The following is a 22,761-nucleotide window of genomic DNA, read 5'->3' as shown; positions in this document are numbered from 1 at the left end:
CACCCCGTTACCGAGTGAACTAAATCCAGTAAAACGGAGGTTTAAGCGCTGTTTTTGCGTTCGAGAAAACAAAAAACGGCCAGGAAATCCCTGACCGTAAATACCGCTTAATTAGCTTATTTTCGCCTAGTTTAGCTAGGCAGTCGCCCTTAGAACTTGTGTTCTAGACCGATACCAAAGTAGTTGTCTTTCTTGGTGGCTTCTTCTAAGTCACGCTGAGTGTAGAAAGCGAACAGCTTGGTTGGCTTAGCCAGTTTGTAATCAGCACCCACAGAAGCGGCTTTGCCTTTGCGTTCCATGTCTTGGTACTGAGCTTTCAAAGTTACTTTGTCGATGCCGTAGGCCGCGCTTAGCAAGTAGCCTTTGTCAGACTGGTTCTTCTTAACCGAACCGTCGTCGTTCAAAGAATCGTTTTGCTCTTGCTGCTGGTACATACCACCTAGCTTAAAGCCAGCGATTTTACCGTGCACAGTACCGCGAACAATGTCGTAGCCTTGGACTGTGTTGTCGTAGGCCAAGCCCGCGTAGATTGGGGTTTTCTTAAGGCCTGAGTCACCGTACATAACCGCGGCAGAGAAACCATTGACGGTCTCGCCTTTTACAGCGTCAATTTGCTTGTTTGAGTTCTCACCAACCCAAGTCACACCAGCGCTTAGGCCAGAGAATTCTGGCGTCATGTAGGTAACGGTTTGCTCGGCGCGCACCTCGCCTTTAAATAGGTTTTTCAAGTCACCGGCAATGTCGTTGAACTGGTCCACTTTACCTTGTGACTTTTTAAGCATGGTGTCGTTACGACCAAGCATCACAGAACCAAACCCGCCGCGAAGACCTACGAACTGGTTACGCGCTTTGAAGTTTTCTTTGGCGCTTGAACCTGTGTCTACTTCGTACTCGATGGTGTAGAAAGCCTCGAGACCAGAGCTGATTTCGAAGTCACCTTTAACGCCTAGACGAGAAGCGTTTGACTGAATGGTAGCACTGTTCTCACCTTGTACGTTGTTGTTCTGAACAGTTACGTTTAGCTTACCGTAAACAGTTACAGGGTCGGCGGCCTGGGCCGAGAATGCAGCAGCAACCAGGCTGGACAGCAACAGCTTATTAGCAAGTTTCATCATGTAATCCTTGTAGTTTGGTCGATCGAATTGAGCGCACATATCACTCGTAAAATTGAACGAACTCTGTCGGTCAGTTATTGAACGAGGCGAATTTTGACTTGCTAATATGACAGAAAAGTTACAGCAATTTTAAAGAAATGCTTACATGCAGACCCAGATCACATAAATGCACCTAAACATCAGCGTTTACCTGTCACGCCCTATCTCGTAGAATCTGCGCTTCGACAAATTCAAATAAAGAGCGCATATGTGGTTTAAGAACCTTCTGGTATTTCGTTTTAAGAAGCCTTTTGAACAAACCGTTGAACAGTTGGAAGACCAACTGCAAGAGTTCAGCTTCACTCCGTGCGGAAGCCAGGACATCAGCAAAATCGGCTTTACCAAAGCCTTTGGCAAACACGGCCACACTCTGGTTCACTCAAGTCAGAACCAGCACCTAATTGCGGTCACCAAAGAAGAAAAAATTCTGCCTGCAAGCGTCATTAAAGAAGCCCTTGAAGAAAAAGTGGCGCACATCGAGCAAGCCGAAGCGCGCAGCCTGCACAAGAAAGAAAAAGACAGCCTGAAAGACGAGATCATTCACACCTTGCTGCCACGCGCCTTTAGTAAGCGTGCCACCACGAAAGCCTTGATCCTGCCTCAGCACGATTTGCTGCTTGTAGACGCTTCAAGTGCTAGCAAAGCCGATGAAGTGTTGTCGCTGTTGCGCAAAGCGGTTGGCTCCTTGCCAATTCTGCCTGCTCAGTACAACAGTGCTATCGAAGCCAAGCTAACCGAATGGCTACAGCAGGGTCACGCCCCTACGCCGTTTGAAATGCTCGACGAAGCCGAGCTAAAAGCGGAAATGGACGATGGCGGTATCGTAAAGTTCAAGCAACAGGCGTTGACCGAAGATGAGGTGCTCGCGCACATTGAAGCGGGTAAACAAGTTCACAAGGTAAGCTTGAGCTTCGCCGACAGCACTCAGTTCTTGTTGCAATCCGATGGTGCGATTAAGCGCGTTAAATTCTCAGAAGACATGCGCTCGGAGAACCAAGACAGCGAAGATCCAGCAGCGCGCATGGACGCCGATTACAGCATTATGTGTGCCGAGCTTGGCGCCTTAATGGCAGCCTTGTTTGAAGCGCTGGACGTGGCTGACATTCACGATTAAAAAAGGCGAGTAAAAAGCCGAATATCTGCTAGATACAAAAAATCCCTGTCAAACGACAGGGATTTTTTATGAGCGTCTTACCAGAAGACTTTCTTATTCGAAGCGATGGCCTCTTCCCAACTCAACCCCAGCCAGGCTTTAAAGAAAGCCTTTTGCTGCTTGCTCGGTTTGTCCATCATGGTCAGGGTTAACGGCTTGTCCTTCTTCGAGCTCAGAATGATTTGCGTCTCTTGCAGACGGTCTCGGCGGAAATAGCTCAAGGTCAGTTGGTCGCCGGCCTTAAAGTCTTGCAAACGCTTGCTCCAATCGCCCCCTGCGACCTTCAAACCATTGATAGCAACAATCTCGTCGCCATGGGTTAGCCCCGCTTTCCAAGCCACCCCTTCTCTATCCACCTTATCAACAACGGCTCTGTCGCCAGCTTTGAGGGTTAGATCCGCACTGACCACATCCTTAGTGCCTCTAGGATAATTCAGACTTAAACCCGCCAAAGCCATTAACTCAAAGAAATCCGGCTGCATTGGCGATTCGATATGCGCCTGCCACCAATTGCTGTAATCGCGCCCTTGCAACTCGCTCAAAATCTTAAGCACATCATTGCGATTAAACGACTTTGGCGTGCTGTAGTCCCGATACAAGACGCGGTGCAAATCGCGATAGCTGCGTTTAAGGTTACTGGTTTTCAGCATGTCGAAGTCCAGCAACAAAGACGCCAGATAGCCTTCCGAGTAAATATTAACGCTGTGGTTGTGGGCAAAGTGATCGTGGCGTCGGATCCACTGACCGCGGCTGGCCTCGGCCACACTTTGCACCTGACGACCCGGAGTATTTAGGTGAGCGTCGATGCGGCGGGCCAAGTCCTTGGAAAACTCATCAAAGCTAATAATATCTCCGCGCAGCAACAACTGGCGCTGGAAGTAGCTGGTTGAGCCTTCAGATATCCACAATAAATCGCTAATGGCTTCGTTCTGATAGTCGTAAGGTACTAGAGCTTCTGGACGATAAGCCTTAACGTTCCAAGTGTGGATAAACTCGTGACTGGCGGTCGAGATAAACGCCAAGTAGTCCTCACGGCTACCAAAGCGAAAACGCGGACGCTGAATAATGGTTGAATTCAAATGCTCGGTGGCGCCGCGAGCACCACTAGTGGCGTGCACCATGTAGACATAACGCTTGTAGGGGTAGTCGTCCCAAATTGCAGTGGCGGTTGGCGATAGCTTTTTCAAGTCTTCAACCATTTGCTCTGCGTTGTAATTGCCCTCACCCCAAATAACTAGCTCGTAGTCTCGGCCATCCAGCTTCCACTGATACGATTGGCTAACGCCGGTTTCAATCGGCGAGTCGATCAGTACGTCGTAATTCGGAGCAACAAAAGAATGCGGCGTATCACCACTGTCCATGCCCGAGTGGCTTTGCCAACCTTTTGGCACTTGCAGTTGCACCCGTACCGAGTCATCGCGATAGCTTGGGCTGTATACAAATACCCCAGAGGCGTCTAAAAAAGCGTGACTGTCATCGATGTGGCGTAAACGCACCCCAAGCTCGTCAGCGTGCAACTGGTAGCTCACCTTGACTTTGGTCGCTTTGGGCAGGTTCACCACCCATTCGCCCGAAGCGCTGCGGTCCCAACTCAAAGGCTGGCCTTGCTCATCGGTAATCGACACGCGGCGAATCCCTTCGGCCACTGGCATTATGGTGTATTTGCCGGTGCGCCAGCTCGGAATGTTCAGAGTTAATTGACCGGCGGGTGTCTCAGGAAAACTTGCACTGACTCGAGCGAGCTGCTGCGTGCCTTGGGTTAGGTCAATTTGATAATGCACTTCGGCCGAACTTTGAAAGCTCATCAAGCCCAATCCGACAGTCCAAGCGCAAAACTTGATAGGTGTCATGAAAGCGGGTTCCTGTATTAATTATTTTTGTTTTTTTGTAAGGGCAACGCAGTATAACAAGTTTGCATGGGCTAACAAATTCGCTACCATAAGCAAACATGCGCTCACTCTATCATCGGCCATAAATAAGGTTCGTCAATGGATCAGTCTGTAGTGACACAAAAAACTGATATTAAAGAAAAAGCTAATCCAAAATTGACCCAAACCCAGCCCGTTTCTATCAGCCAACTCAAGTCGATAGAACAATTCATTTATCAGCTCAGCCTGTTGTGTAAAGGCTGCAATTTGGAGCTGGATAACAAGCTGGCCAAAGTCCGAGCTACGCCTTTGCAAGGCGAACAAATCAGCGAGTTTTCTCAGTACGCCGGACAGGCCGAAAAAATCATACTGGCGCAACACCGCCAAATGACGTTACAGCTGGATCGGCAACGCATTGTGCTGGGCGACATCGTCGCTCAATTAAGCCGTGTCACTGAACTGCCAGCAAGCGTGAGCAACGAACTCAAACACTTCACTCGCGAACTCGAAAAACCCAGTCTGTTAGTGTGGGACCTCACCGAGCGACTCACCCAGCTAGCGGAAATGGTCAGCGATATTCTGCAACAGCACTTTGACGGTGACACCACCAAGCTATTACCCAAGCATCGTCAGTTGGCCGCAGAGCTATGCAGTAAACTGGCAGAGCTGGAATTCACCAGCGCCCAACAACCCAAGCTGACGTTCATTACGCAATCACTGGAAAAAACCCAGTCGGTTGAGCATTTATTGCACAACTACCGTCACGTATTCGACTTGCTGGTCGAAAACATGGCCCGCGAAAAAAGTGCGTCGCAAGAATTTTTGCACGCCTTAAGCGATACTTTGAGCGCAGTGAAACAAGCGGTAACCGAATCGGCGCAAAGCGCGGTACAGCACCAAACGGTCAAAGCCAAGCTCAACAATGAAATCAACTCTTCGGTGGCCAGCATTGGTGCCAGTGTCGACAACTCGGTGGAGCTCAATGGGCTGAAAGCCGAGATTGGCCAACAGCTGGTTTTGATCAAAACCGCTCTGGCGCGCAAAGAGGCGCTCGAGCAACGGGAGCAAGATACCCTCAAGCAAGCGCTACAAAACATGAGCCAAGAGCTTAATCAGGTTAACCAAGAAGCTCAGCGCTACAAGCACCGTTTAGTGGAACAGCAAAAAATCAACGAGCTGGACGCCCTAACCCGCTTACCCAATCGCGGCGCTTGGGATCAACGTCTCAACGAAGCGGCGTCCATAGCCAAGCGCGACGGCTCGCCTTTGTGGTTGGTAGTGGCCGATATTGACCACTTTAAGCAGGTCAACGATACCTATGGCCACTCAAGCGGCGACAAGACATTGCAAGTGGTTGCGATGGCAATTAAAAATACCCTGAATCAAGACCAGTACGTGGCGCGATTTGGCGGCGAAGAGTTTGCCTTGTTATTACCTGGATTGAGCGCAGCCGAGGCGCTTGAGTCGCTAAACAGCATTCGCGAAAAAGTGCGCAACATTCCTTTTCGCTTTAAAAGTCAACCGGTTCAGATCACTCTCTCTTTGGGTGCGGCAGCTATACTGTCTAATGAAAGTGTCGAACAAACCTTTGAACGCGCCGATGCCTGCCTCTACCGAGCCAAACAAAAAGGGCGCGACAAAGTTATCATCGACGAATAGGGGTGCGCCCTCCCTCGGCTTCAACTGAGAGGAATTCTAATGATAGTAACCATAAGTCCCCGCGGCAGCATGGACCAGCTGTCGCAACTGGAAATTGAGAGCCTAAAGCTCAACGCCCAAAGTCACCTGTACCAACTCTACCGACGCTGCAGTCTCGCGGTGTTGGCGTCTGGTCTGAATTCAGACAACGCCGACGATCTGTTCGACCAATACAAAGACTTCGATATTCGACTGATTCGGCGTGAACGCGGTATTCAAATCGAATTGATCAACCCACCGGTGGAAGCCTTTGTCGACGGCAAAATCATGCGCGGCATTCAAGAGCACTTGTTTGCTGTACTGAGGGACATTCTGTTTGTCGAAGATAAGTACCGCGACCGCCCCAAAGACTCGGCACTACTGACTAACGAAGTGTTCGACGTATTGCGAAACGCCCGCCTGCTCAAGCTAGAGCAGGACCCAAACATGGTGGTGTGTTGGGGCGGACACTCAATTAACGACATCGAGTACAAGTACACCAAAGAAGTGGGCTACCAGTTGGGGCTGCGTGATTTGGACGTGTGCACCGGTTGTGGCCCAGGCGCCATGAAAGGCCCCATGAAAGGTGCCGCCATAGGTCACGCTAAGCAGCGCAATCCAGACTCTAGATTTGTCGGTCTAACCGAGCCCAGCATCATTGCCGCCGAGCCCCCAAACCAAATTGTGAACCAATTGGTGATCATGCCCGACATCGAGAAGCGTCTCGAAGCCTTTGTGCGACTGGGCCACGGGGTGATTATCTTCCCAGGGGGTGTAGGTACCGCCGAGGAGTTTCTGTATTTACTCGGGATTAAGCTGCATCCGGAAAACCGTGGTCATCCCCTGCCGTTAATTCTCACAGGCCCTGAGTCATCGCGGGCTTATTTTGAAGAAATAGACGCCTTTATCGGTGCCACTTTGGGCGAAGAGGCCCAAGCCCTTTATCAGATAGTCATCGATGAGCCCGCTACCGTTGCTCAGTTAATGTTTGCGGGTATCGAGAATGTTCGTGGCCATCGCAAAGCCGTCGGCGACTCTTATCAGTTCAACTGGAGTCTTAAAATTGACGACGATTTTCAACAACCGTTTATTCCCAACCACGACAACATGGCCGCTTTGGCGATACAACCAGAGCTGCCCAAAGCTCAGTTAGCTGCAAACTTACGTCGCGTATTCTCAGGCCTAGTCGCAGGTAACGTGAAAAGCGATGCCATGCGCTTGGTGGAACAGCACGGGCCATTTGAGCTCACCGGCGACCCAAGCATTATGGCCAAAATGGACAAGCTATTGGCGGCCTTTGTGAAGCAACAGCGAATGAAGCTGCCGGGCAGTGACTATCAACCTTGTTATCGGATTAGAGAGTCATGAGTCAGGCCCATGTGTTGTTGGTCGATGGATTAAACTTGGTGCGGCGTATTCACGCCGCGCAACCTGAGCAACCGGCTCAACAATTTGCCGAACGGGTATCTCAGGCCCTCAATAAGCTCAAACGCGGGCAAAGTGCCAGTCACTTGCTACTGGTGTGGGATGGCGACCGCAACTCTTGGCGCAAGCAGCTCTACCCCCACTACAAGGCTGGGCGCAACCCCATGCCAGAGAGCTTGAGTAATAATCTGGAAATGCTGCGTTTGCACTGCCAACAAGCGGGCTTTCAATCTTTACAGGCACCGCAAGAGGCGGACGATGCCATCGCCAGTATCGCGCTGGCGCTACGCAAACACGAGATTAGCACTACCATAGTCTCCACCGACAAGGGCTTCTCGCCACTATTGGATAAAGGCGTGAAGCTATGGGATCACTTCAACAGCAAAGCCATCGACGCCGAGGCGGTAGAGCACAGGTTTCAGCTGCCCCCGAAAATGCTAACCCAATACTGGGCACTGGCCGGTGATAGTGGCAATAAAATCCCTGGCGTCACTGGTATTGGCAATAAAACCGCGTTGCAACTGTTGCAGCGCTATCGCAGCGTCAAAGGGGTCTATCAACACCTAGACGAACTGCCACAAGGACAGCAAAAAAAGCTCAACGACGGAAAAGAGATGGCACGATTGAGTTATCAGCTGGTCCAATTGAAAACCGACTTAACTTTTAATCTTAAATTAAATCAATATCGCTGCTAGGAGAGCTCATGAAACGTGTATTGATTACCGGTGCCAATCGCGGCATTGGCTTAGAATTCGTTCGTCGCTACTTAGCACTCGGCTGGGAGGTAATTGCCACTAGCCGCCACCGCAACGACGATCAGCCACTGGCGAAGCTGGCTAAACTGCACGGCAAACAACTGACGTGGCTGACTTTAGAAGTCACCCAAGCTGAGAGCAGAGCCGCGCTAAAAGCCTGGATGGGCGAGCAACCCTTGGACCTTTTCATCAACAATGCCGGGATCTACGGCCCTAAGCGCGTTGAGCTCGGAGAGGTGGACGGCGAGGACATGGCGCAAGTGCTGGCAGTGAACTCAGTGGCGCCATTGATGATGGTGCAAAATCTATTGCCAAACTTGGTAAAAGCCAAGGGTAAGATAGCCATTCTCTCCTCTAAAATGGGCTCAATGGGCGATAACAACTCGGGTGGCGCCTATGCCTATCGCGCCTCAAAAGCGGCAGTCAATGCCGTATCCCTATCACTGGCCAAAGACCTAGTCGACGATGATGTGACTGTGGTGGTGTTGCATCCGGGCTGGGTGAAGACAGACATGGGTGGGCCGAATGCCTTCTGTTTACCACAGGATTCAGTCTACGGGATGATTGAGCAAATTAATGCAACCGACCTCACAAACACAGGTCGATTCGTTGACTATTGCGGTAATGAGATTCCTTGGTAGAATCATGGCGTTAAGTGCTACTTAAGAAAAAAAAGCCAAAGCTTAAATACGAAAAACCTTGGTCGCAATGACATTAGCGACAACCGAAAGAGACCATCATGGATTTAGAGACTTTTTTGAATGAAGCTCCGTTGTACACTCCACAACTCTGCTCTGATTTACTCGATAACTATAGACTGGGAGAGCGGAAAAGGTCTGCTAACAAAGGTTATTTGCCCGACAGTACCTCCACAGAACTAAAAACCATAAGACCCTTACTGTATTGCTCAAACGATGCCTGCAAATCTCCAAGGTACTTTGAGCTAATCGATGACTCGGAAACGATAGTGGTTCACACCTTAGACTCTTTTAATCGGCTTAGCTTTTGCTGCAGCAACTGCAAGCTCGAAATAAAGCACTTCTTCCTAAAATTTCATTCGTATGTACCATCCAAGAATGAATACATTGGATTTGAAACAGCGATTACTGTTGAAAAAGTTGGGGAAATGCCGAGGTTTGGAAAACCGATACCTAAAAAAGCTCTGGATTTGATAGGTGGAGAAAGACAGCTTTTCTTCAAGGGGCACCAGTGTGAAAACCAAGGGTTTGGAATCGCAGCGTTTGCTTACTACCGAAGAATCTTAGACGCCAAGAAAGATAAGATTTTCGATAAAGTCATAAAAGTTGCCCAGCTCACTGGAGGTTACGACCAACTGGTGAATGAACTACAAGACGCTAAAGCTCAACCACGCTTTGCGGACGCCATCCGAACAATCAAACACGCTATACCAGAAAGCCTGTTGGTAAACGGGAAGAACCCACTAACGCTTATGTATAGAGCGGTCAGCGAAGGCCTTCACAATAAGACAGATGAACAGTGCCTACAGTATGCGACTGCACTCAAGACTGTGCTTTTCCAGTTCTCGGAGAAGCTAGAAAGCGCTATGAAAGAAGACCGCGAAATTAAAGACGCCTTAAAACTTCTTGAATCGGCGACAAATTAAGAATCCAACACTCACAGCCAAGTACACATACAAAAAAGGAGCTGCATCATTTTTGATACAGCTCCTCTTCATGCCGCTTGAATCGCTCCAGTGGCATCTGTACCAGAGTCTTTAGCAGTCCAAACTTTGTCAGCACAGACACGAATCACAGCATCTTCCACCAGCTCGGCCTTGACTGAGAATCCCTTGCAGTAATCAGCTTTGTTGAAAGCATTGGCGCATCTATACCTAACTTTTTGGTGCCTATCCAACACCTTGGTCATTGAGCCGCCACACCAGCCACAGGTTAGCACTCCGATACCATTCAACAGGCCATCAAACTCAGTAGTGCGCTTGTTTCCACTCTTACGAGCATTCTTAGACCTAATAGCGGCCATCTGGTAAAACTCACTTTCTGAGCAAACAGCAGGAGCATAGTCACTAATCACATACTCAGCACCTTCAATGGTAAAAGTCTGCTCGCCAGTCAAAAGCTTGCTTAGGTGGAATCTTCTGATAGTCGTATCGCTCCAACCTTGGTCAACAAATTTCCTGTTAGAGTTAATCTTGGGTGCCTCATACTTACTGTTCAGATACCGACAAATCGCTTTAATCGACTGATTCTGAAGCACTAAACCAACAATCTCCTGAGCTATAGGAAAGTAATACTTGTGAGGACGTACAAAGCCGCTGGTAACGTCTAAATACCAAGGTGCTCTACCTATCGACCTAACCGCTTTGTGATACCCATCAGCATCTCTGGCACCTTCTTTAATGATGGATAGGGCATTGCCCAAAGTCCTTTTGGCTTTGACCTGACTTTCTTCATTGGCTCGCTCCATGTAAATCAAGCTAACAATCAACGTAGCAGTCAGATTAGCGTCATCCTTGCTGTACAACTTCCCATCAATTGACGTATAGACACGTACTCCAGCGTTAATGATTCTGAGCAACTGTGCCATAGCTTCATTGACAGTCTGCCTTGAAAGCCTGTCCAAGTTACTCACAACCAAAATAGATTCTGGCGCTATACCGCCACTTTCAATCAGTCCAAGGACTCGACCAAAATCACCGTCCAAATGCTTAGCATGATAGCCGCTAGAAACATCGCTAAAGCTTTCATCTGCAATAGGTAATCCATACTCAATCGACACCTTTTCAAGTGCTTCACGGTCTGTCTGTTGGTCGATACCAGTACCACCAGCCTGTTTTGCTGAACTGATTCTGGAATAGCTGTATACTTTTGGAGTCTTCATCATGCGCGTATTTTAACCAAAGTTGCGTTTACTACCTGAACAAGTGCTGTCCATACAACAGCTAACTTTCGGTGGGCCGAATGCCTGGACCACAGTAGAAGACTCGGTGGCCGGCATGATGGAGCTCATTGATAGCACCAATCTAGACAACACAGGTCGCTTTGTGGATTACTGCGGCAATGACATTCCTTGGTAACAGGGTGTTGGCTACGCCCAATTAAATCAAATTGTGTGATCTCTGTACTCTTAGCGAGCTTTGGCGTATGATGCACGGGCTTTAGAAACTTAAAGCCTTATCTGCTATTGCACTTTGTATCTCAGCTTCTCCTTTTATTTTAAGTAGAACTTGTAATGTCATTTGCTTTACTGGCTAATGTTTTACTTGTTTTATCTATGGCTTTATCGGTGATGACTCACCAAATTTTTTGATTAATAAAAGGTTCCAAGCATGTCTAATTCTGTAACTGGCGTAGTTAAGTGGTTTAACGAAGAAAAAGGTTTTGGTTTTATCACTCCAACTGACGGCGGCAAAGACGTATTCGTTCACTTCCGTTCAATTGTTTCTGAAGGCTACAAATCACTAGCTGAAGGCCAACAAGTTAAGTTCGAAGTAGAACAAGGCCAAAAAGGCCCTCAAGCGAACAACGTTGTTGCTCTGTAATCAATAGAAGCTTCAATATTGCTAGGCTGGTTTCTGACCAGCCTTTGCTTTTCTTGCTCCTCACCAATAACTAGAGAGATTCAAATTCAAAATATAACCCATGCCCTTTGCGGTACCGAACTAACAGTTCAACCACCCATACAATCCATTTCTGTAAACAAATTTTCCGTCGTCTTTCGAGACAACAACAAACTCTCCAACGTCCGCTTCAAGAACGCCGTAGAAACCAAGAAATTTGTTACCTGGCTAACCGAAGTCTAACGCTTTTAAAAGCAACGACTGCGCCATGACCTATTTGATCAAGCCAAACTTGGGCTAGAGCAGTGGATTCGGTCACAGACAAGATTGAGCTTAGCGACAGAACTAACCTAGAAAACACAGCTCGCTTTGTGGATAACTGGAGTAAACCTATTCCTTGATAGGCCTTGACTAATAGTTAGCTAAAGCTAACTTAAGAGTTATCGCAAATCTCGAGGACCGGTTGCCATGGCTCACTTCAAATCTCGTACACTTTGCCTAGTAACTGCTCTGATTTACGGCCCAGTCCTTGCTGAGGGCAGCTATTGGGGCATGAGCCTGAACTCGGATTCCAGCAGCCAGACTCAAGTACAGACTCCAGCTTGGCTGCAGTTAGGCTACGAGTTTGAAGCCAAACCCTATGAAAGTGGCGAATGGGTCAATCGCATCTACGGCCAAACGCTAATGCCTAGCCTAAATCCAAACGCCGCCTCGGGTGTTGGCCTGCATTTAAGCTCCCACTTTCGCTTCAATCCCCTAGCCCGCTTTTCTCAATTTGACCTACATCCTGTAGCGGGAGTCGATTTGGGTTGGGATACGGTGAAAGCCACCAGAGATTCCCAGCTCAATGGCTACAACAAGCCTGTCGCTCGAGCGGACTTCGGCTTTGAGCTTAAAGACACATCCGGCACCTCGATTCAGCTGATGGTTGGCACTGACGCAAAACCATAGAACCCCCGCCCCAATGGGCTTTTAGTCGTCGAAAATCCGGCAAAATAGCACCAAAACCACTAGGCTTAACCATGGGCAACTCACAGGGAGAGGAACTATGCGTTGGCTCGTTTTGTGTTATGGACTGGTTAGCTATCTCGTAGGCTTTATGGGACTGGCTAGCTTTATGTTATTTATGGGCAATTGGTCTTTCTTTCCATTGGCCATTGACCGCCCCGCCGTGGTTTCTATCGAAACCGCTATCATCCTGAATTTAGTATTAATTGTGCTATTTGGTGTGCAACACACTGTGATGGCTCGCTCGCGCTTTAAAAGTGCCTTTGGCAAGATTTTTCCAATGGCCATTGAGCGCCCCACCTATGTGTGGATCTCCGGCGCCTTCATGTTGGCCTTTGTGTTTAGCTGGCAAAGTATCGACGGTTATCTGTGGCAAGTCACCAACACCACGCTGGTTCAGTCATTAGTGGCGTTACAGCTGGTCGGCTGGGTAGTACTACTCGCTGCAACCTTTGAAATCGATCATTGGGATCTGATGGGCGTGAAGCAAGCCTTAGGCTTTTTCCGTCAAAAGCCCTTCGACCCGGCGCCTTTTAGCGAACGATTTTTGTATCGCTTAGTACGGCATCCTATTCAACTCGGAGTGCTGATTGGTGTTTGGAGCACCCCCACCATGGGTTATGGCCATCTCATGTTGGCCTTGTGCATGACCGCTTATATGTTCATCGGGCTGCACTATGAAGAGAAGAGCTTGGTCAAACGCTTTGGTGATCGCTATCGCGATTATCAGGCCAGAGTGCCCAAGTTGATTCCATTCACCAAATTTGGCAACAAAAAAAGCCGGCATACACCGGCTTAATTCAAATCGCTAATCAGGCTTAGCAGCAACTCGGCAATTGTGGTGCGTCATAGTCTTCTGGCTCGTCTGTGTAGACACAGACGTTCCAGTCGGCTGCGGCGCCATCTTGTGCTTCGCAGTGCGCAGCAAAGAAAGCTTGAATTTCCGCGCGCTGACAATGGGCTTCAAACGCCGCCATGTCTGCCCAAATCTCGTTAAACGCGATGGGCATTGATTTGCCTGGCGCAAAGTCGCTGGCCAGTTGGCGAGTGACTATGTACTGCAAGCAGCCATCTTCGCGCAAGGTATTTGGCTCAAGCGCTTGCAGTGCGGCAAACAGCTCTTTGGCTCGCCCTGGTTTGGGCTCAAACTGAGCCACACAATAAACCTTTTTCGACATGCTTAGTCCTTACGGTACTGGTAGAAAGCTTCACCAGAGCTTATCCACTCAGGTGCTTTTTCGCCCAACAAATAGTGGTCGAAGTACTGCTTCATACGAATGGTGTAATCGAGCTTATTCGGGTACTTTTTCAAGTGGTGCGGCTCATCCTGGTATTGCAACATAATCACATCTTTACCAGTGCGGCGCATGGCCAAATATAGCTCAATTCCCTGCTCCCATGGCACAGCGTCATCGATGTCGCCAAACATAATCATCATTGGCGTTTGGATGCGCTCTACGTGAGCAATTGGCGAGTTCTCCCAGTAAACAAACGGCTGCTTGTACAAAGTAGCACCGATGCGGCTTTGACCCGCCTCGTATTGGAACTGACGAGCCAAACCTGTACCTAGACGAATGCCTGAGTAGGCGCTAGTCATGTTGGATACTGGCGCACCGCTTACCGCCGCCTTAAAGATGTTGGTTTGGGTTACCGCAAAGGCCGTTTGGTAACCAGACCATGAGTGGCCGTGCAAACCAATCTTATCTGGATCGGCAATGCCCATATCAATCAGCTTTTGAGTGCCGCCCACTAGCGCGTCTACCGCAGTTTGACCAGGGTAGCCGATAGCAAAGCGAATATCCGGCAGGAACACCGCATAGCCGTTGGCGTTATACCAAGCAAAGTTAGGTCTGTGGTTGACGTGCATCTTAGGGAATTCGGTCAAACGCTGGCTCATAAAGCGGTAGTAGTAAACCAACACAGGTACCTTGTCGCCGGCATTGTAGCCTGGTGGCAAGAACAGAGCACCGTCGATTTCGCGACCGTCGCTGTTCATCCAACGAATCAGTTGAGGCTTACCCCAAGCAAACTTGTCAGTTTGAGTGCCCAGCTGAGTAACGGCTTTAGCGGTCGCAAGGTTGCTTTGCTCGCCTAAGTGGAAGTCTGGGAAGGTCTGATAATTTTCTTCGCTAAACAGCAACACATCCGCTTTCTTGGCGCGCATTACATTGGCAATCTTGTATTCGCCATCGCGAGCACTGACCCAAGCTTGGGCTTGCGCGTCAAAACGCTGCAGCTGGTCTAGCTTAGTGTTGTAGTCAAAGCGATGCAGAGTCAGAGCTTGGCTGTCGGCATAGGTTTGCGGGCCAGCTTTCGGCTCAACCAAACCCACCACGCGGTACTGCTGCTGCGCATCGCGACCACTGGTCAACTTAGTCGCGCTTTGGCCGTTTAGGTCAAACTCCCATACATCGTACTTGTCGTAACCAATTAGCCCAGTTCCGTCGGCTTTCCACGGTCCTAGGCCATAACCTGGCGTTGGGGTTGGGTAGTCGTGATCTTCATCGGCAAAGGATACGTCCAGATCGCCAGTTAGGTTGCGCTTGCGGCCTGAGTTCAGGTCGAGCAAATGCAGGTTGCCTTGGCGGTAGTACAACAGCTTGTCGCCAGTTGGTGCCATCACCGGCGGTGCGTAGACAGACTGTTGAGCCACAATCAAGCGGCGCTCACCCGTGTTAATGTTCACTAAGTAAAAGTCTTTGTAGCGACCCGCCCAAGTTAGCATCTTCAAGTAAGGTACGTCGGTTGACGCCAGTAGCCACTCGCCCTGCTGCTTGGTGTTCACCACAGGCAGTTGCTCATCAGCTAGCTGAACCAAATTCATTGGCTCTAGGTGCAACACAGCAGTGTAAGTTTGCTTTTGAACCTTGTCGTATTGCTTGGCTTCGTTTGGCTTGATGCGAGGGTCGTCACCATGCCAAATGATCAGGTCACGTTGGCCCAGCAAAGTGTCGCGAGAAGTCAGATTCTCGGCAGTTTCCACCTTCTCACGCTTAGGCGCTTGCTCGAAAACCTTAGTACGGCCAACAAACAGTTGCTGCTCGTCGTCGCTGAAGGTCAATCCAGAGTTGACCGAGTAACGCCAGCTAGTCATGCCCTTAAAGGTTTTGGTCTTCGACTCGTCAGCACGACGTACGGTTAGCTCGTGGGTGCGCAGCGCGCGTGGCTGCTCAGCATCACCCTGGGTGTAGGCCAACCATGCTCCGGAATCAGAAATCGCCACTTGAGCAATCTGCTGGTCTTTGCTCTCAGCAACCACTCGCATGCTCATGTTGGAAAGCTCAACCAACACTACTTGATGGTTTTCAGGAGTGTTAACCGCAGCAATCGCCCAGTCGCCTTTTTTGGCCAACTGGTAGTGAGTCACATCGCTTAGAGATAACTTTTTATTGGTATTTAGATGCACCAAGGTCAAACCCTGGCCAATGTCGGCTTTTTCGCGCTTATCTTCATCTTTATCGTCTTTGCTATCCGACTCCACCGGTGCCAGTTTCAATGCCAAGGCATTGCCTGACTCGCTAAACTCACCGCTTTTTACGTTTTCAAAAGTGGTTTGTTCACCGGTTAGCGTGTCGACAAGGATAAAGTCGCTGTGCAGTGACTTGCGCTCTTTCTTTGACGCTTTTTCGTGTTCCAGTAGGCTAGGTTTGCTTTCAAACAACACGAACTGATTGGTCGCAGAGATCTGTGGCTTAACACCGCGCTCTACCTGCACTTCGGCTCCGTTGGCAGCCACTATGCCACGTGCGTCACCGCGGTCCGGCTGAGCACTGTAGGCAATAATTTTACCGTTGTCGGAGAGTTGCATATCTTTGATGGTTTCAAAGGCCATCACATCTTCAAGGGTTAGTTGCGACTTGGCGAGCACGCTGGCACTACAGGCCATCGAAACTCCAGCCAGCAACCAGCCAGCTAACACACGGGCTTTCACGGCGACTCCTGAGTTTATTGTTATCGTTCGTTATCATTAGGCCAGCACAGGCGCGCTAGCCAGCCATAGTCTTACAGAGTTTGTTTGATTTAATCACATCTTTAAGTAAAAACGTGAGCAAACTCTCTAAAACTACAAATTCCCTTACAAAACCATTACAATACCCGCACCTCAAGCATCCCCCTGCAATTGTTCTACACTTGGGGCACTCAAAATAATCGCGCGGTGGCGTCGAATGAATTCGTCAAAGCGCTAAGAAAGAAACGCTAAGGCGTTAAAATAACAAAGGATTCTCTATGGGAACTCGTAAAATTACCGTCCTACCTGGTGACGGCATTGGCCCAAGCATTATTGATTCTGCCCTGCAAATTCTTGATAAGGTTGGCTGTGACTTCGAATACGAATTCGCCGACGCCGGCCTGACCGCATTAGAAAAACACGGCGAACTTCTGCCACAGCGCACTTTAGATCTGATTGAGAAAAACCAAGTCACTCTCAAAGGCCCACTGACCACTCCAGTTGGCGGTGGCTTCACTTCTATCAACGTGACTCTGCGCAAGCGCTTCAACTTGTACGCCAACGTACGCCCAGTATTGTCGTTTGCCGGTACTCAAGCCCGTTACGAGAACATCGACATCATTACCATCCGTGAAAACACCGAAGGTATGTACTCAGGCTTGGGTCAAAAGGTATCTGAAGATGGCCGTTCAGCAGAAGCCATGAGTGTTATCACTCGTGAAGGTGCCGAGCGCATTGTGACTTTTGCCTACGAACTGGCTCGCAAGGAAGGTCGTAAAAAGGTAACCGCAGTTCACAAAGCCAACATCATGAAGTCAACTTCAGGTCTGTTCTTGGACGTGGCCCGTGAAGTAGCTGAGCGCTACCCTGACATCCAAAGCGACGAAATGATCGTTGATGCGACCTGCATGAAGTTGGTGATGAATCCAGAACAGTTCGACGTGATTGTTACCACCAACTTATTCGGTGACATTCTGTCAGACTTGTGTGCCGGTCTAGTTGGCGGTTTGGGCATGGCCCCTGGCGCCAATATCGGCAAAGATGCCGCGATTTTCGAAGCGGTACACGGCAGTGCCCCTGATATTGCAGGTAAGAACCTTGCCAACCCAACCTCGGTGATCCTAGCCTCTATTCAGATGCTGGAGTACTTGGGCATGGCCGACAAAGCGGAAGCCATTCGCAGTGCAATTTCAGCGGTAATCGCTGAAGGCGATCGCACCACTCGTGACTTAGGTGGCAGCCACGGCACCACTGACTTCACCCAAGCGGTTCTGGAACGTCTTTAATCCAGCATAAAACTCGAAAACTCGCCCTTTTGGGCGAGTTTTTACATTCTGTTTAGCTAATATTCAACTAGTTTCCACTAAGATGCTGCTTATCTGTCTTTTTAAAGGTTTTTAAGCGTGCGCGTCGCATCTCTTCTAGCTATTTCATTGCTTATCATTGGCTGTGCTAGTCAACCCAAAGCTCCCACTGGTACTCAGACTAACCCGCAGTTGACCAGTCAACATCTGATCTGGCTACAAGGCGATTCTGACCAGCGTTTTGGTCATATAGTGCAAGCGCTAACAAGCGATCCTAGAATTCAAGTCGACGCAGCCCACCACGACAGCCGTTCGATTTGGTTAAAAACTCGCAGAAGCCCAGTAGAAGTGTATTTGCACAGCTATGAAGGCAAAGGACAATGGCTTTCAATGTACGCTAAAGACGGGCGTTGGGGGGACCTTGCGATCCGCATGGTAGCAGAAACTATCGAGCGGGATTGTCAACACAGAAACTTGGAGCAATCTTGCCCCTACTCAAGTTCGCTTGACATAGATCAATAAGCGTGAAAATTTTGTTAAATTTTCCTGTACAGAGGGATCTCAATTCAGTAACAATAGTCTCGAAAGTTAGCAATTGACTGCCCTTCAAGATCTAGCTTTTGAGATAGAAATCCCGTAAATAGTAAAGGTCAGATTGCCCAATCTGGCCTTTATTACGTTTATATACCCCTAAAGCGGTATTTATCGACGTTTTGCCTCTCGAAGATCTAAGTGCACAGTGACTTCATCCCGGTCGTGGTATAGGTGTTTACACTGCACTTTAAAGCCAGAAAGACCGTTTTCACTCAGTACCGCTTCCATGGTTTCCAGCACTTGCATCACTTCTTTGTAGCGCGCCTTCATTGGCAGCTTTAGGTTGAAGATAGCCTCGACAAACCAACCGGCAATCGCCCACTGTTCCATCAACTCTGCCACGCGAGCTGGCTTGTCCACCATGTCACACACCAACCAATAGATGTTTTTGCGCGGGGGCTCGAAACGGAATCCGTCTTCGGCGTAATGCTTCACCTGACCGGTTTGCATCAATGACTCGGCCATACTGCCGTGATCCACCGCCGATACCATCATGCCACGACGCACCAACTGATAAGTCCAACCGCCAGGACATGCGCCTAGATCCACCCCATTCAGGCCAGAAGCTAAACGAGTTTCGTGCTCGTCCTTGGGAATAAAGGTCTGAAAGGACTCTTCGAGCTTTAGCGACGAGCGACTTGGCGCGTCGCTAGGCTGACGCAGACGCAAAATGCCCATGGGATGAGGCGAATTGTTATTAGTCAGCGAGTAACCAGCAAAAGCTTGTCCCGGTGCTACAAACAGCACATGAATTACCGGACGCTTGGGGTTTTCTTTTTTGAGCAGCTGACCGCTACTGCGCAGTGCCTGACGCAAAGGCACGGTGAACTTGCGGCAAAACTTAGACAATTGCTTAGCATCGTCATTATCCGGTGTTTCAACTCGAAGCTCACCGGCTTTAGTGACACTCTCGAGCGCCGCCAAGATTGGGCTGATGCGATCGTCTTCTGGTAAATCTTTGAGCATGGCACCGCAGACAAACCACTGGCGGGCAAAGACTAGGCTGGACAGCGCAATATCACTCACCAGACGCTCAGCGTCGCCGCTTTGATAGCACTGGTAAGTCACATAGCCTTGATTGAGCTGAGTCTGAGGGTAGCCAAAGATCTCCAGATCGCTGGCGCGATCCTGAATTTCTGCGGCGCATTCTTTTTCGTAGCCTGGTCGGCATAACAATAAGACTTGATTCAGTTCAGCTGTCATTGGGTCGATTACTCAGATTTGCTCGAAACGGGCGCCATTGTGCCCAAGTTTGTCTTCGCCCTCAAGGCGCGATTGCGGCTAACCATTTGCGCGCTGGCGATCGCCGATAAGTATAGCCAAACCAAAGAGTAACCAAGCTAGGATCATCGCGCTGCCGCCAATCGGAGTGACCGGTCCAAAGGCTTTCACACCGGTAATGGCGTAGTGGTACAAGGTGCCGCTAAAGGCAAAGATGCCGAAACTGAATAAAGCAACTGCCGCACCAAGTAGAGCCCGCTGTGCCTTCGTCCAAGCCAATCCACAGGCTAGCAAGGCAAAGGCATGATAAAACTGGTACTCAACCCCAAGGTTAAAGCGTGCCACCAGCTCAGGACTGGCGTATTGAGTGAGCCCGTGCGAACCATAGGCACCCAGCCCAACCGCGCTGGCGCCAAACAAACAAGCCCAAGCAATAATGTATTTCATCGGTAACAGATTCCTTATGTGAGTTTAGGCTTGAAATAGGCTTGTGTAGCCTCAGCCGCTTGGCGAAGAATATCCGATTGAGTCAGGCCGCTGCGCTTTCTTGGGTGAAAATCGTGATCGGCATCGGTTAGCCATTGTAATTCTGCTTGGCCAATATCCCACTCAGGAAGGGTCTGTGAGTTACCAAAGGGGTCACGCTCGCCTTGCAGAATCAACAGCGGCCCCTTGGCCTGTTGCAAGGGCTCCAGGCGAGGGGCTTGCTTGGATTTGGGCGGCAAAAAGGGATAGCCAAAGCCCACAGCTCCCGCGAGATTCAGCTCGGGCTGCGCGAGCAAACTGGCTGCAACTCGCCCACCCATGGACTTGCCGCCCACCAGCAAGGGTAAATCGCGAGGCAAGGATAATACTCTTTGAGTCATTTCCTCGATGAGCTTAGGCAACCTTGGCGGCGGGCGACGCTTGCCAGTTTTTTCAATGAGCTGCATGTAGTCGAAATCAAAGCTGACGACCTCGATACCTTGCTCGCTTAACTCTTCTGCCAAACTCACCATGGTGGCGTGCTTACGCCCTGCCCCCGAGCCATGAGCAAGCAACATTAGGCACCATGGGTTTTGCGCTGGAAAGTAGGTGAGCGCCTTATCCGCCAAGTCTGTCATTGGCCGCCTCTTCGTGGAACATACTGACCATCCAATCTCTAAAGGCGGCGATTTTACCTAGTTCGGCTTGGGATTCTTCGCATACCAAGTAGTAGGCGTCGCGGCTAAGTAGCACTTCGTTAAAAGGCATCACCAAACGCCCTGCACTGATTTCTGGCTGAGCCAAAACGCTGTAGCCCAACGCCACACCCTGACCGTGTGCCGCCGCTTGCAATACCAGTGAGGAGTGACTGAAAATCGGCCCTTGGTTGACGTTCACATCCTTAATACCTTGCTGTAAGAACCAGGCACGCCAATCGTTACGGCTAAGGTCATGCAGCAAAGTGTGGTGTTTAAGATCTGCCGGCTGAGTCAGGGGCTTTGGGCCGTTAAGCAGCATTGGCGAGCACACGGGAATCAGCACTTCGTTACGCAGCTTAACCGTGTGTACTCCAGGCCACTTGCCGCGACCGTAGTAGATAGCAACATCCACGTCGTCCGCTAGGTAGCCATCATCCGCATCCACCGCCTTAATACGCACGTCGATATCTGGATGAGATTCGGAAAACTTGGCCAATCGCGGCACCAACCACTGAATCGCAAAACTCGGCTGCATAGCAACCGTTAGCGCACCAATGGCACCGCGGGCCAACAAGCGCTCGGTGGCGTCGGCCAACTGAGTGAACAGGTCTTTGATATCGAGAAAGTACGCCTGTCCCTCTTCGGTTAACAGCAAGGCACGGTTTTTACGACGAAATAGCTTGAGGCCTAAATACTCCTCAAGCCCTTTGATTTGATGGCTCACCGCAGCTTGGGTGACAAATAACTCTTCTGCTGCACGAGTGAAACTAAGGTGGCGCGCAGCCGCTTCAAACGCTTTAACTGCGTTGAGCGGAGGAAGACGGCGAGACATGGTGTGGATTCCGTATGATTAGCTTTTCTAATGGCATGAGTATGCCATGGGGAATGGATGGAGTCAGCTACTAGTAATTGCCGCACTTATTCTCTGGAGCGCCCCTCCGCCGTCATTCCCGCGAATCCCACGCCCGTCATTCTCGCGAACCCCACGCCCGTCATTTCCGCGAAAGCGGAAATCTAGCCAACCGCGACCGGCACAAAACGGCCAGAAGCGGTCATTCACTGTCTCAGTCCATCTTGCATTAAATCGGTTATTTGAAGTGTTTGTTGCGAGCGTAAGATACCAAATTCAGTGGTTCACTTTTCGTTGCAAATTAGGGGGTGGAAGTGGAACAGTTTTGGATGTAAATTAACACCCCGATCCTCTTACATGCTCCCCTCCCTGAATAACAAACGTTCTTTGGCTGACTCTCGGCAGTTGGTGGTAAGCTTGTTCTACTAAATCGCTTAACCCCCCCATCTGTCATGTGGCTGGAAGTTGCAGGGTGATACTTAAAGGCTGTTGTCTTCTTGGGTACTACTGTCATCATAAATCCCATCAATTCCATTCGAAAAAATAATCGTACCTAATAAAACTGCCTAAATCTCTAATTTGCATGGTGAGTTTCGAAAATCTTATCAGTTTTTAATGACCGTCAATCTCGTCCAGGCTGAATTATTATCAGTGCTTAACTCCAAATAAGAACGGGGAGCGATGCCCCCGTCTTCAAGCTCAATTATGCTATGTACTTATCTCGTATCTACTTAAATAGCTCCCAATCAAAGTGTACAAGGCAAGTACATAAATGAGTCCACACATTCACCATAGGCACAAGTGTTGTATTTTATAACTCTACCGCAGCTTGCGCCGGCACCCGGCTCACCAAACCCATTATCGGGCGGAAAGCCCCCGCCGCTTCCTCCTGTGGTGGTCGTAGTATGGTAATCCCCCCGCAAAATAACTGAAGCGAAAAGTAGAATTTTCTCGTATCTTAAAACGCAGGAGATTCTGCAATGAAAAAATCACGATTCACGGATAGCCAGATCCTGGCGATACTGAAACAAGCTGAGCAAGGGACTCCCGTCCAAGACCTATGCCGCGAGCATGGTGTTAGCAGTGCCTGCTTCTACCGCTG

Annotated in this window: 22 protein-coding genes; 13 read left to right on the top strand and 9 right to left on the bottom strand. The window is 49.6% G+C overall.

Annotation, left to right across the window (positions count from 1 at the left end):
- Positions 1-149 precede the first annotated feature (149 nt).
- Positions 150-1,115, bottom strand: coding sequence for a porin (locus CLC93_RS09675; RefSeq protein ID WP_095506017.1), 966 nt, complete (start codon positions 1,113-1,115; stop codon positions 150-152).
- 247 nt (positions 1,116-1,362) lie between these two features.
- On the opposite strand from CLC93_RS09675, the gene rdgC reads away from it, so the two are divergent.
- Complete coding sequence (rdgC, locus tag CLC93_RS09670; protein WP_095505767.1) at positions 1,363-2,268, top strand: recombination-associated protein RdgC; 906 nt, start codon at positions 1,363-1,365, stop codon at positions 2,266-2,268.
- A gap of 77 nt (positions 2,269-2,345) precedes the next feature.
- On the opposite strand, the gene CLC93_RS09665 is transcribed toward rdgC, so the two are convergent.
- Complete coding sequence (locus tag CLC93_RS09665; RefSeq protein ID WP_425439847.1) at positions 2,346-4,157, bottom strand: M61 family metallopeptidase; 1,812 nt, start codon at positions 4,155-4,157, stop codon at positions 2,346-2,348.
- A gap of 138 nt (positions 4,158-4,295) precedes the next feature.
- Between CLC93_RS09665 and CLC93_RS09660 the strand changes: the two genes are divergently transcribed.
- The 5 genes from CLC93_RS09660 to CLC93_RS09640 all read left to right on the top strand — a co-directional run bounded on the left by CLC93_RS09660 (position 4,296) and on the right by CLC93_RS09640 (position 9,656).
- The gene (locus CLC93_RS09660) at positions 4,296-5,834 is read left to right on the top strand and encodes a GGDEF domain-containing protein (RefSeq protein ID WP_095505766.1); all 1,539 of its coding nucleotides are present in this window, start codon (positions 4,296-4,298) and stop codon (positions 5,832-5,834) included.
- A gap of 39 nt (positions 5,835-5,873) precedes the next feature.
- Positions 5,874-7,220 (top strand): nucleotide 5'-monophosphate nucleosidase PpnN, encoded by a 1,347-nt coding sequence (gene ppnN / locus CLC93_RS09655; protein ID WP_095505765.1) that lies wholly within the window; start codon positions 5,874-5,876, stop codon positions 7,218-7,220.
- Complete coding sequence (gene xni, locus CLC93_RS09650) at positions 7,217-7,972, top strand: flap endonuclease Xni (RefSeq protein ID WP_095505764.1); 756 nt, start codon at positions 7,217-7,219, stop codon at positions 7,970-7,972. The genes ppnN and xni overlap by 4 nt, the downstream gene beginning before the upstream one ends.
- An 8-nt stretch (positions 7,973-7,980) precedes the next feature.
- Positions 7,981-8,673: an SDR family oxidoreductase gene (locus tag CLC93_RS09645; protein WP_095505763.1), complete on the top strand. Its 693-nt coding sequence runs from the start codon at positions 7,981-7,983 to the stop codon at positions 8,671-8,673.
- Between the two features lie 98 nt (positions 8,674-8,771).
- On the top strand, positions 8,772-9,656 hold the full coding sequence (locus tag CLC93_RS09640; RefSeq protein WP_095505762.1) for a hypothetical protein: 885 nt from the start codon (positions 8,772-8,774) through the stop codon (positions 9,654-9,656).
- Positions 9,657-9,724: 68 nt separating this feature from the next.
- On the opposite strand, the gene CLC93_RS09635 is transcribed toward CLC93_RS09640, so the two are convergent.
- Positions 9,725-10,894 (bottom strand): recombinase family protein, encoded by a 1,170-nt coding sequence (locus CLC93_RS09635; RefSeq protein WP_095505761.1) that lies wholly within the window; start codon positions 10,892-10,894, stop codon positions 9,725-9,727.
- Positions 10,895-10,934: 40 nt separating this feature from the next.
- Between CLC93_RS09635 and CLC93_RS17730 the strand changes: the two genes are divergently transcribed.
- From CLC93_RS17730 to CLC93_RS09620, 4 genes are all read left to right on the top strand, one after another.
- Positions 10,935-11,087, top strand: a complete 153-nt coding sequence (locus CLC93_RS17730; RefSeq protein WP_169902953.1) for a hypothetical protein — start codon at positions 10,935-10,937, stop codon at positions 11,085-11,087.
- Between the two features lie 252 nt (positions 11,088-11,339).
- Complete coding sequence (gene cspE / locus CLC93_RS09630) at positions 11,340-11,552, top strand: transcription antiterminator/RNA stability regulator CspE (protein WP_095505760.1); 213 nt, start codon at positions 11,340-11,342, stop codon at positions 11,550-11,552.
- 486 nt (positions 11,553-12,038) lie between these two features.
- On the top strand, positions 12,039-12,521 hold the full coding sequence (locus CLC93_RS09625) for a hypothetical protein (RefSeq protein ID WP_095505759.1): 483 nt from the start codon (positions 12,039-12,041) through the stop codon (positions 12,519-12,521).
- 97 nt (positions 12,522-12,618) lie between these two features.
- Positions 12,619-13,377 carry a methyltransferase family protein gene (locus CLC93_RS09620; RefSeq protein ID WP_095505758.1) on the top strand — a complete coding sequence of 253 codons (759 nt, stop codon included), beginning with the start codon at positions 12,619-12,621 and terminating at the stop codon, positions 13,375-13,377.
- A gap of 19 nt (positions 13,378-13,396) precedes the next feature.
- Here the strand turns inward: CLC93_RS09620 and CLC93_RS09615 are convergent, their stop codons facing one another.
- Positions 13,397-13,756, bottom strand: a complete 360-nt coding sequence (locus CLC93_RS09615) for a putative quinol monooxygenase (RefSeq protein WP_095505757.1) — start codon at positions 13,754-13,756, stop codon at positions 13,397-13,399.
- Positions 13,757-13,758: 2 nt separating this feature from the next.
- Positions 13,759-16,509, bottom strand: a complete 2,751-nt coding sequence (locus tag CLC93_RS09610) for a S9 family peptidase (RefSeq protein WP_245837137.1) — start codon at positions 16,507-16,509, stop codon at positions 13,759-13,761.
- A gap of 296 nt (positions 16,510-16,805) precedes the next feature.
- On the opposite strand from CLC93_RS09610, the gene CLC93_RS09605 reads away from it, so the two are divergent.
- Together CLC93_RS09605 and CLC93_RS09600 are read left to right on the top strand one after the other, a co-directional pair.
- Complete coding sequence (locus CLC93_RS09605) at positions 16,806-17,813, top strand: isocitrate dehydrogenase (protein ID WP_095505756.1); 1,008 nt, start codon at positions 16,806-16,808, stop codon at positions 17,811-17,813.
- A 117-nt stretch (positions 17,814-17,930) separates the two neighbouring features.
- A complete protein-coding gene (locus CLC93_RS09600; RefSeq protein WP_141237375.1) occupies positions 17,931-18,353 on the top strand; it encodes a hypothetical protein in 423 nt (140 codons plus the stop codon).
- 180 nt (positions 18,354-18,533) lie between these two features.
- Here the strand turns inward: CLC93_RS09600 and rlmM are convergent, their stop codons facing one another.
- From rlmM to CLC93_RS09580, 4 genes are all read right to left on the bottom strand, one after another.
- Positions 18,534-19,628 carry a 23S rRNA (cytidine(2498)-2'-O)-methyltransferase RlmM gene (gene rlmM / locus CLC93_RS09595; protein ID WP_425439846.1) on the bottom strand — a complete coding sequence of 365 codons (1,095 nt, stop codon included), beginning with the start codon at positions 19,626-19,628 and terminating at the stop codon, positions 18,534-18,536.
- Between the two features lie 78 nt (positions 19,629-19,706).
- Complete coding sequence (locus CLC93_RS09590) at positions 19,707-20,093, bottom strand: DUF423 domain-containing protein (RefSeq protein ID WP_095505754.1); 387 nt, start codon at positions 20,091-20,093, stop codon at positions 19,707-19,709.
- Positions 20,094-20,107: 14 nt separating this feature from the next.
- Positions 20,108-20,749, bottom strand: coding sequence for an alpha/beta family hydrolase (locus tag CLC93_RS09585; RefSeq protein WP_095505753.1), 642 nt, complete (start codon positions 20,747-20,749; stop codon positions 20,108-20,110).
- Positions 20,730-21,641 (bottom strand): transcriptional regulator GcvA, encoded by a 912-nt coding sequence (locus CLC93_RS09580; protein WP_095505752.1) that lies wholly within the window; start codon positions 21,639-21,641, stop codon positions 20,730-20,732. The genes CLC93_RS09585 and CLC93_RS09580 overlap by 20 nt, the downstream gene beginning before the upstream one ends.
- A gap of 998 nt (positions 21,642-22,639) precedes the next feature.
- On the opposite strand from CLC93_RS09580, the gene CLC93_RS09575 reads away from it, so the two are divergent.
- Positions 22,640-22,761: transposase (locus tag CLC93_RS09575; RefSeq protein ID WP_141237374.1), on the top strand; the 122-nt coding region annotated here is incomplete at its 3' end.

Origin of the sequence: Paraferrimonas sedimenticola, assembly GCF_002282855.1 — a bacterium.
GTDB classification, from domain to species: Bacteria; Pseudomonadota; Gammaproteobacteria; order Enterobacterales; family Shewanellaceae; genus Paraferrimonas; species Paraferrimonas sedimenticola.
Note: the sequence above shows the minus strand (reverse complement) of the source record. Positions and strands in the feature narration are given on the sequence as shown.

Coding starts and splice junctions, on each gene's coding strand:
- cspE (WP_095505760.1), top strand. CDS start 11,340: ATGTCTAATTCTGTAACTGGCGTAGTTAAGTGGTTTAACGAAGAAAAA.
- CLC93_RS09635 (WP_095505761.1), bottom strand. CDS start 10,894: ATGATGAAGACTCCAAAAGTATACAGCTATTCCAGAATCAGTTCAGCA.
- CLC93_RS09660 (WP_095505766.1), top strand. CDS start 4,296: ATGGATCAGTCTGTAGTGACACAAAAAACTGATATTAAAGAAAAAGCT.
- CLC93_RS09590 (WP_095505754.1), bottom strand. CDS start 20,093: ATGAAATACATTATTGCTTGGGCTTGTTTGTTTGGCGCCAGCGCGGTT.
- rdgC (WP_095505767.1), top strand. CDS start 1,363: ATGTGGTTTAAGAACCTTCTGGTATTTCGTTTTAAGAAGCCTTTTGAA.
- CLC93_RS09585 (WP_095505753.1), bottom strand. CDS start 20,749: ATGACAGACTTGGCGGATAAGGCGCTCACCTACTTTCCAGCGCAAAAC.
- CLC93_RS09615 (WP_095505757.1), bottom strand. CDS start 13,756: ATGTCGAAAAAGGTTTATTGTGTGGCTCAGTTTGAGCCCAAACCAGGG.
- CLC93_RS09605 (WP_095505756.1), top strand. CDS start 16,806: ATGGGAACTCGTAAAATTACCGTCCTACCTGGTGACGGCATTGGCCCA.
- CLC93_RS09580 (WP_095505752.1), bottom strand. CDS start 21,641: ATGTCTCGCCGTCTTCCTCCGCTCAACGCAGTTAAAGCGTTTGAAGCG.
- CLC93_RS09620 (WP_095505758.1), top strand. CDS start 12,619: ATGCGTTGGCTCGTTTTGTGTTATGGACTGGTTAGCTATCTCGTAGGC.
- CLC93_RS09675 (WP_095506017.1), bottom strand. CDS start 1,115: ATGATGAAACTTGCTAATAAGCTGTTGCTGTCCAGCCTGGTTGCTGCT.
- CLC93_RS09645 (WP_095505763.1), top strand. CDS start 7,981: ATGAAACGTGTATTGATTACCGGTGCCAATCGCGGCATTGGCTTAGAA.
- CLC93_RS09665 (WP_425439847.1), bottom strand. CDS start 4,157: ATGACACCTATCAAGTTTTGCGCTTGGACTGTCGGATTGGGCTTGATG.
- rlmM (WP_425439846.1), bottom strand. CDS start 19,628: ATGACAGCTGAACTGAATCAAGTCTTATTGTTATGCCGACCAGGCTAC.
- ppnN (WP_095505765.1), top strand. CDS start 5,874: ATGATAGTAACCATAAGTCCCCGCGGCAGCATGGACCAGCTGTCGCAA.
- CLC93_RS09625 (WP_095505759.1), top strand. CDS start 12,039: ATGGCTCACTTCAAATCTCGTACACTTTGCCTAGTAACTGCTCTGATT.
- CLC93_RS09640 (WP_095505762.1), top strand. CDS start 8,772: ATGGATTTAGAGACTTTTTTGAATGAAGCTCCGTTGTACACTCCACAA.
- xni (WP_095505764.1), top strand. CDS start 7,217: ATGAGTCAGGCCCATGTGTTGTTGGTCGATGGATTAAACTTGGTGCGG.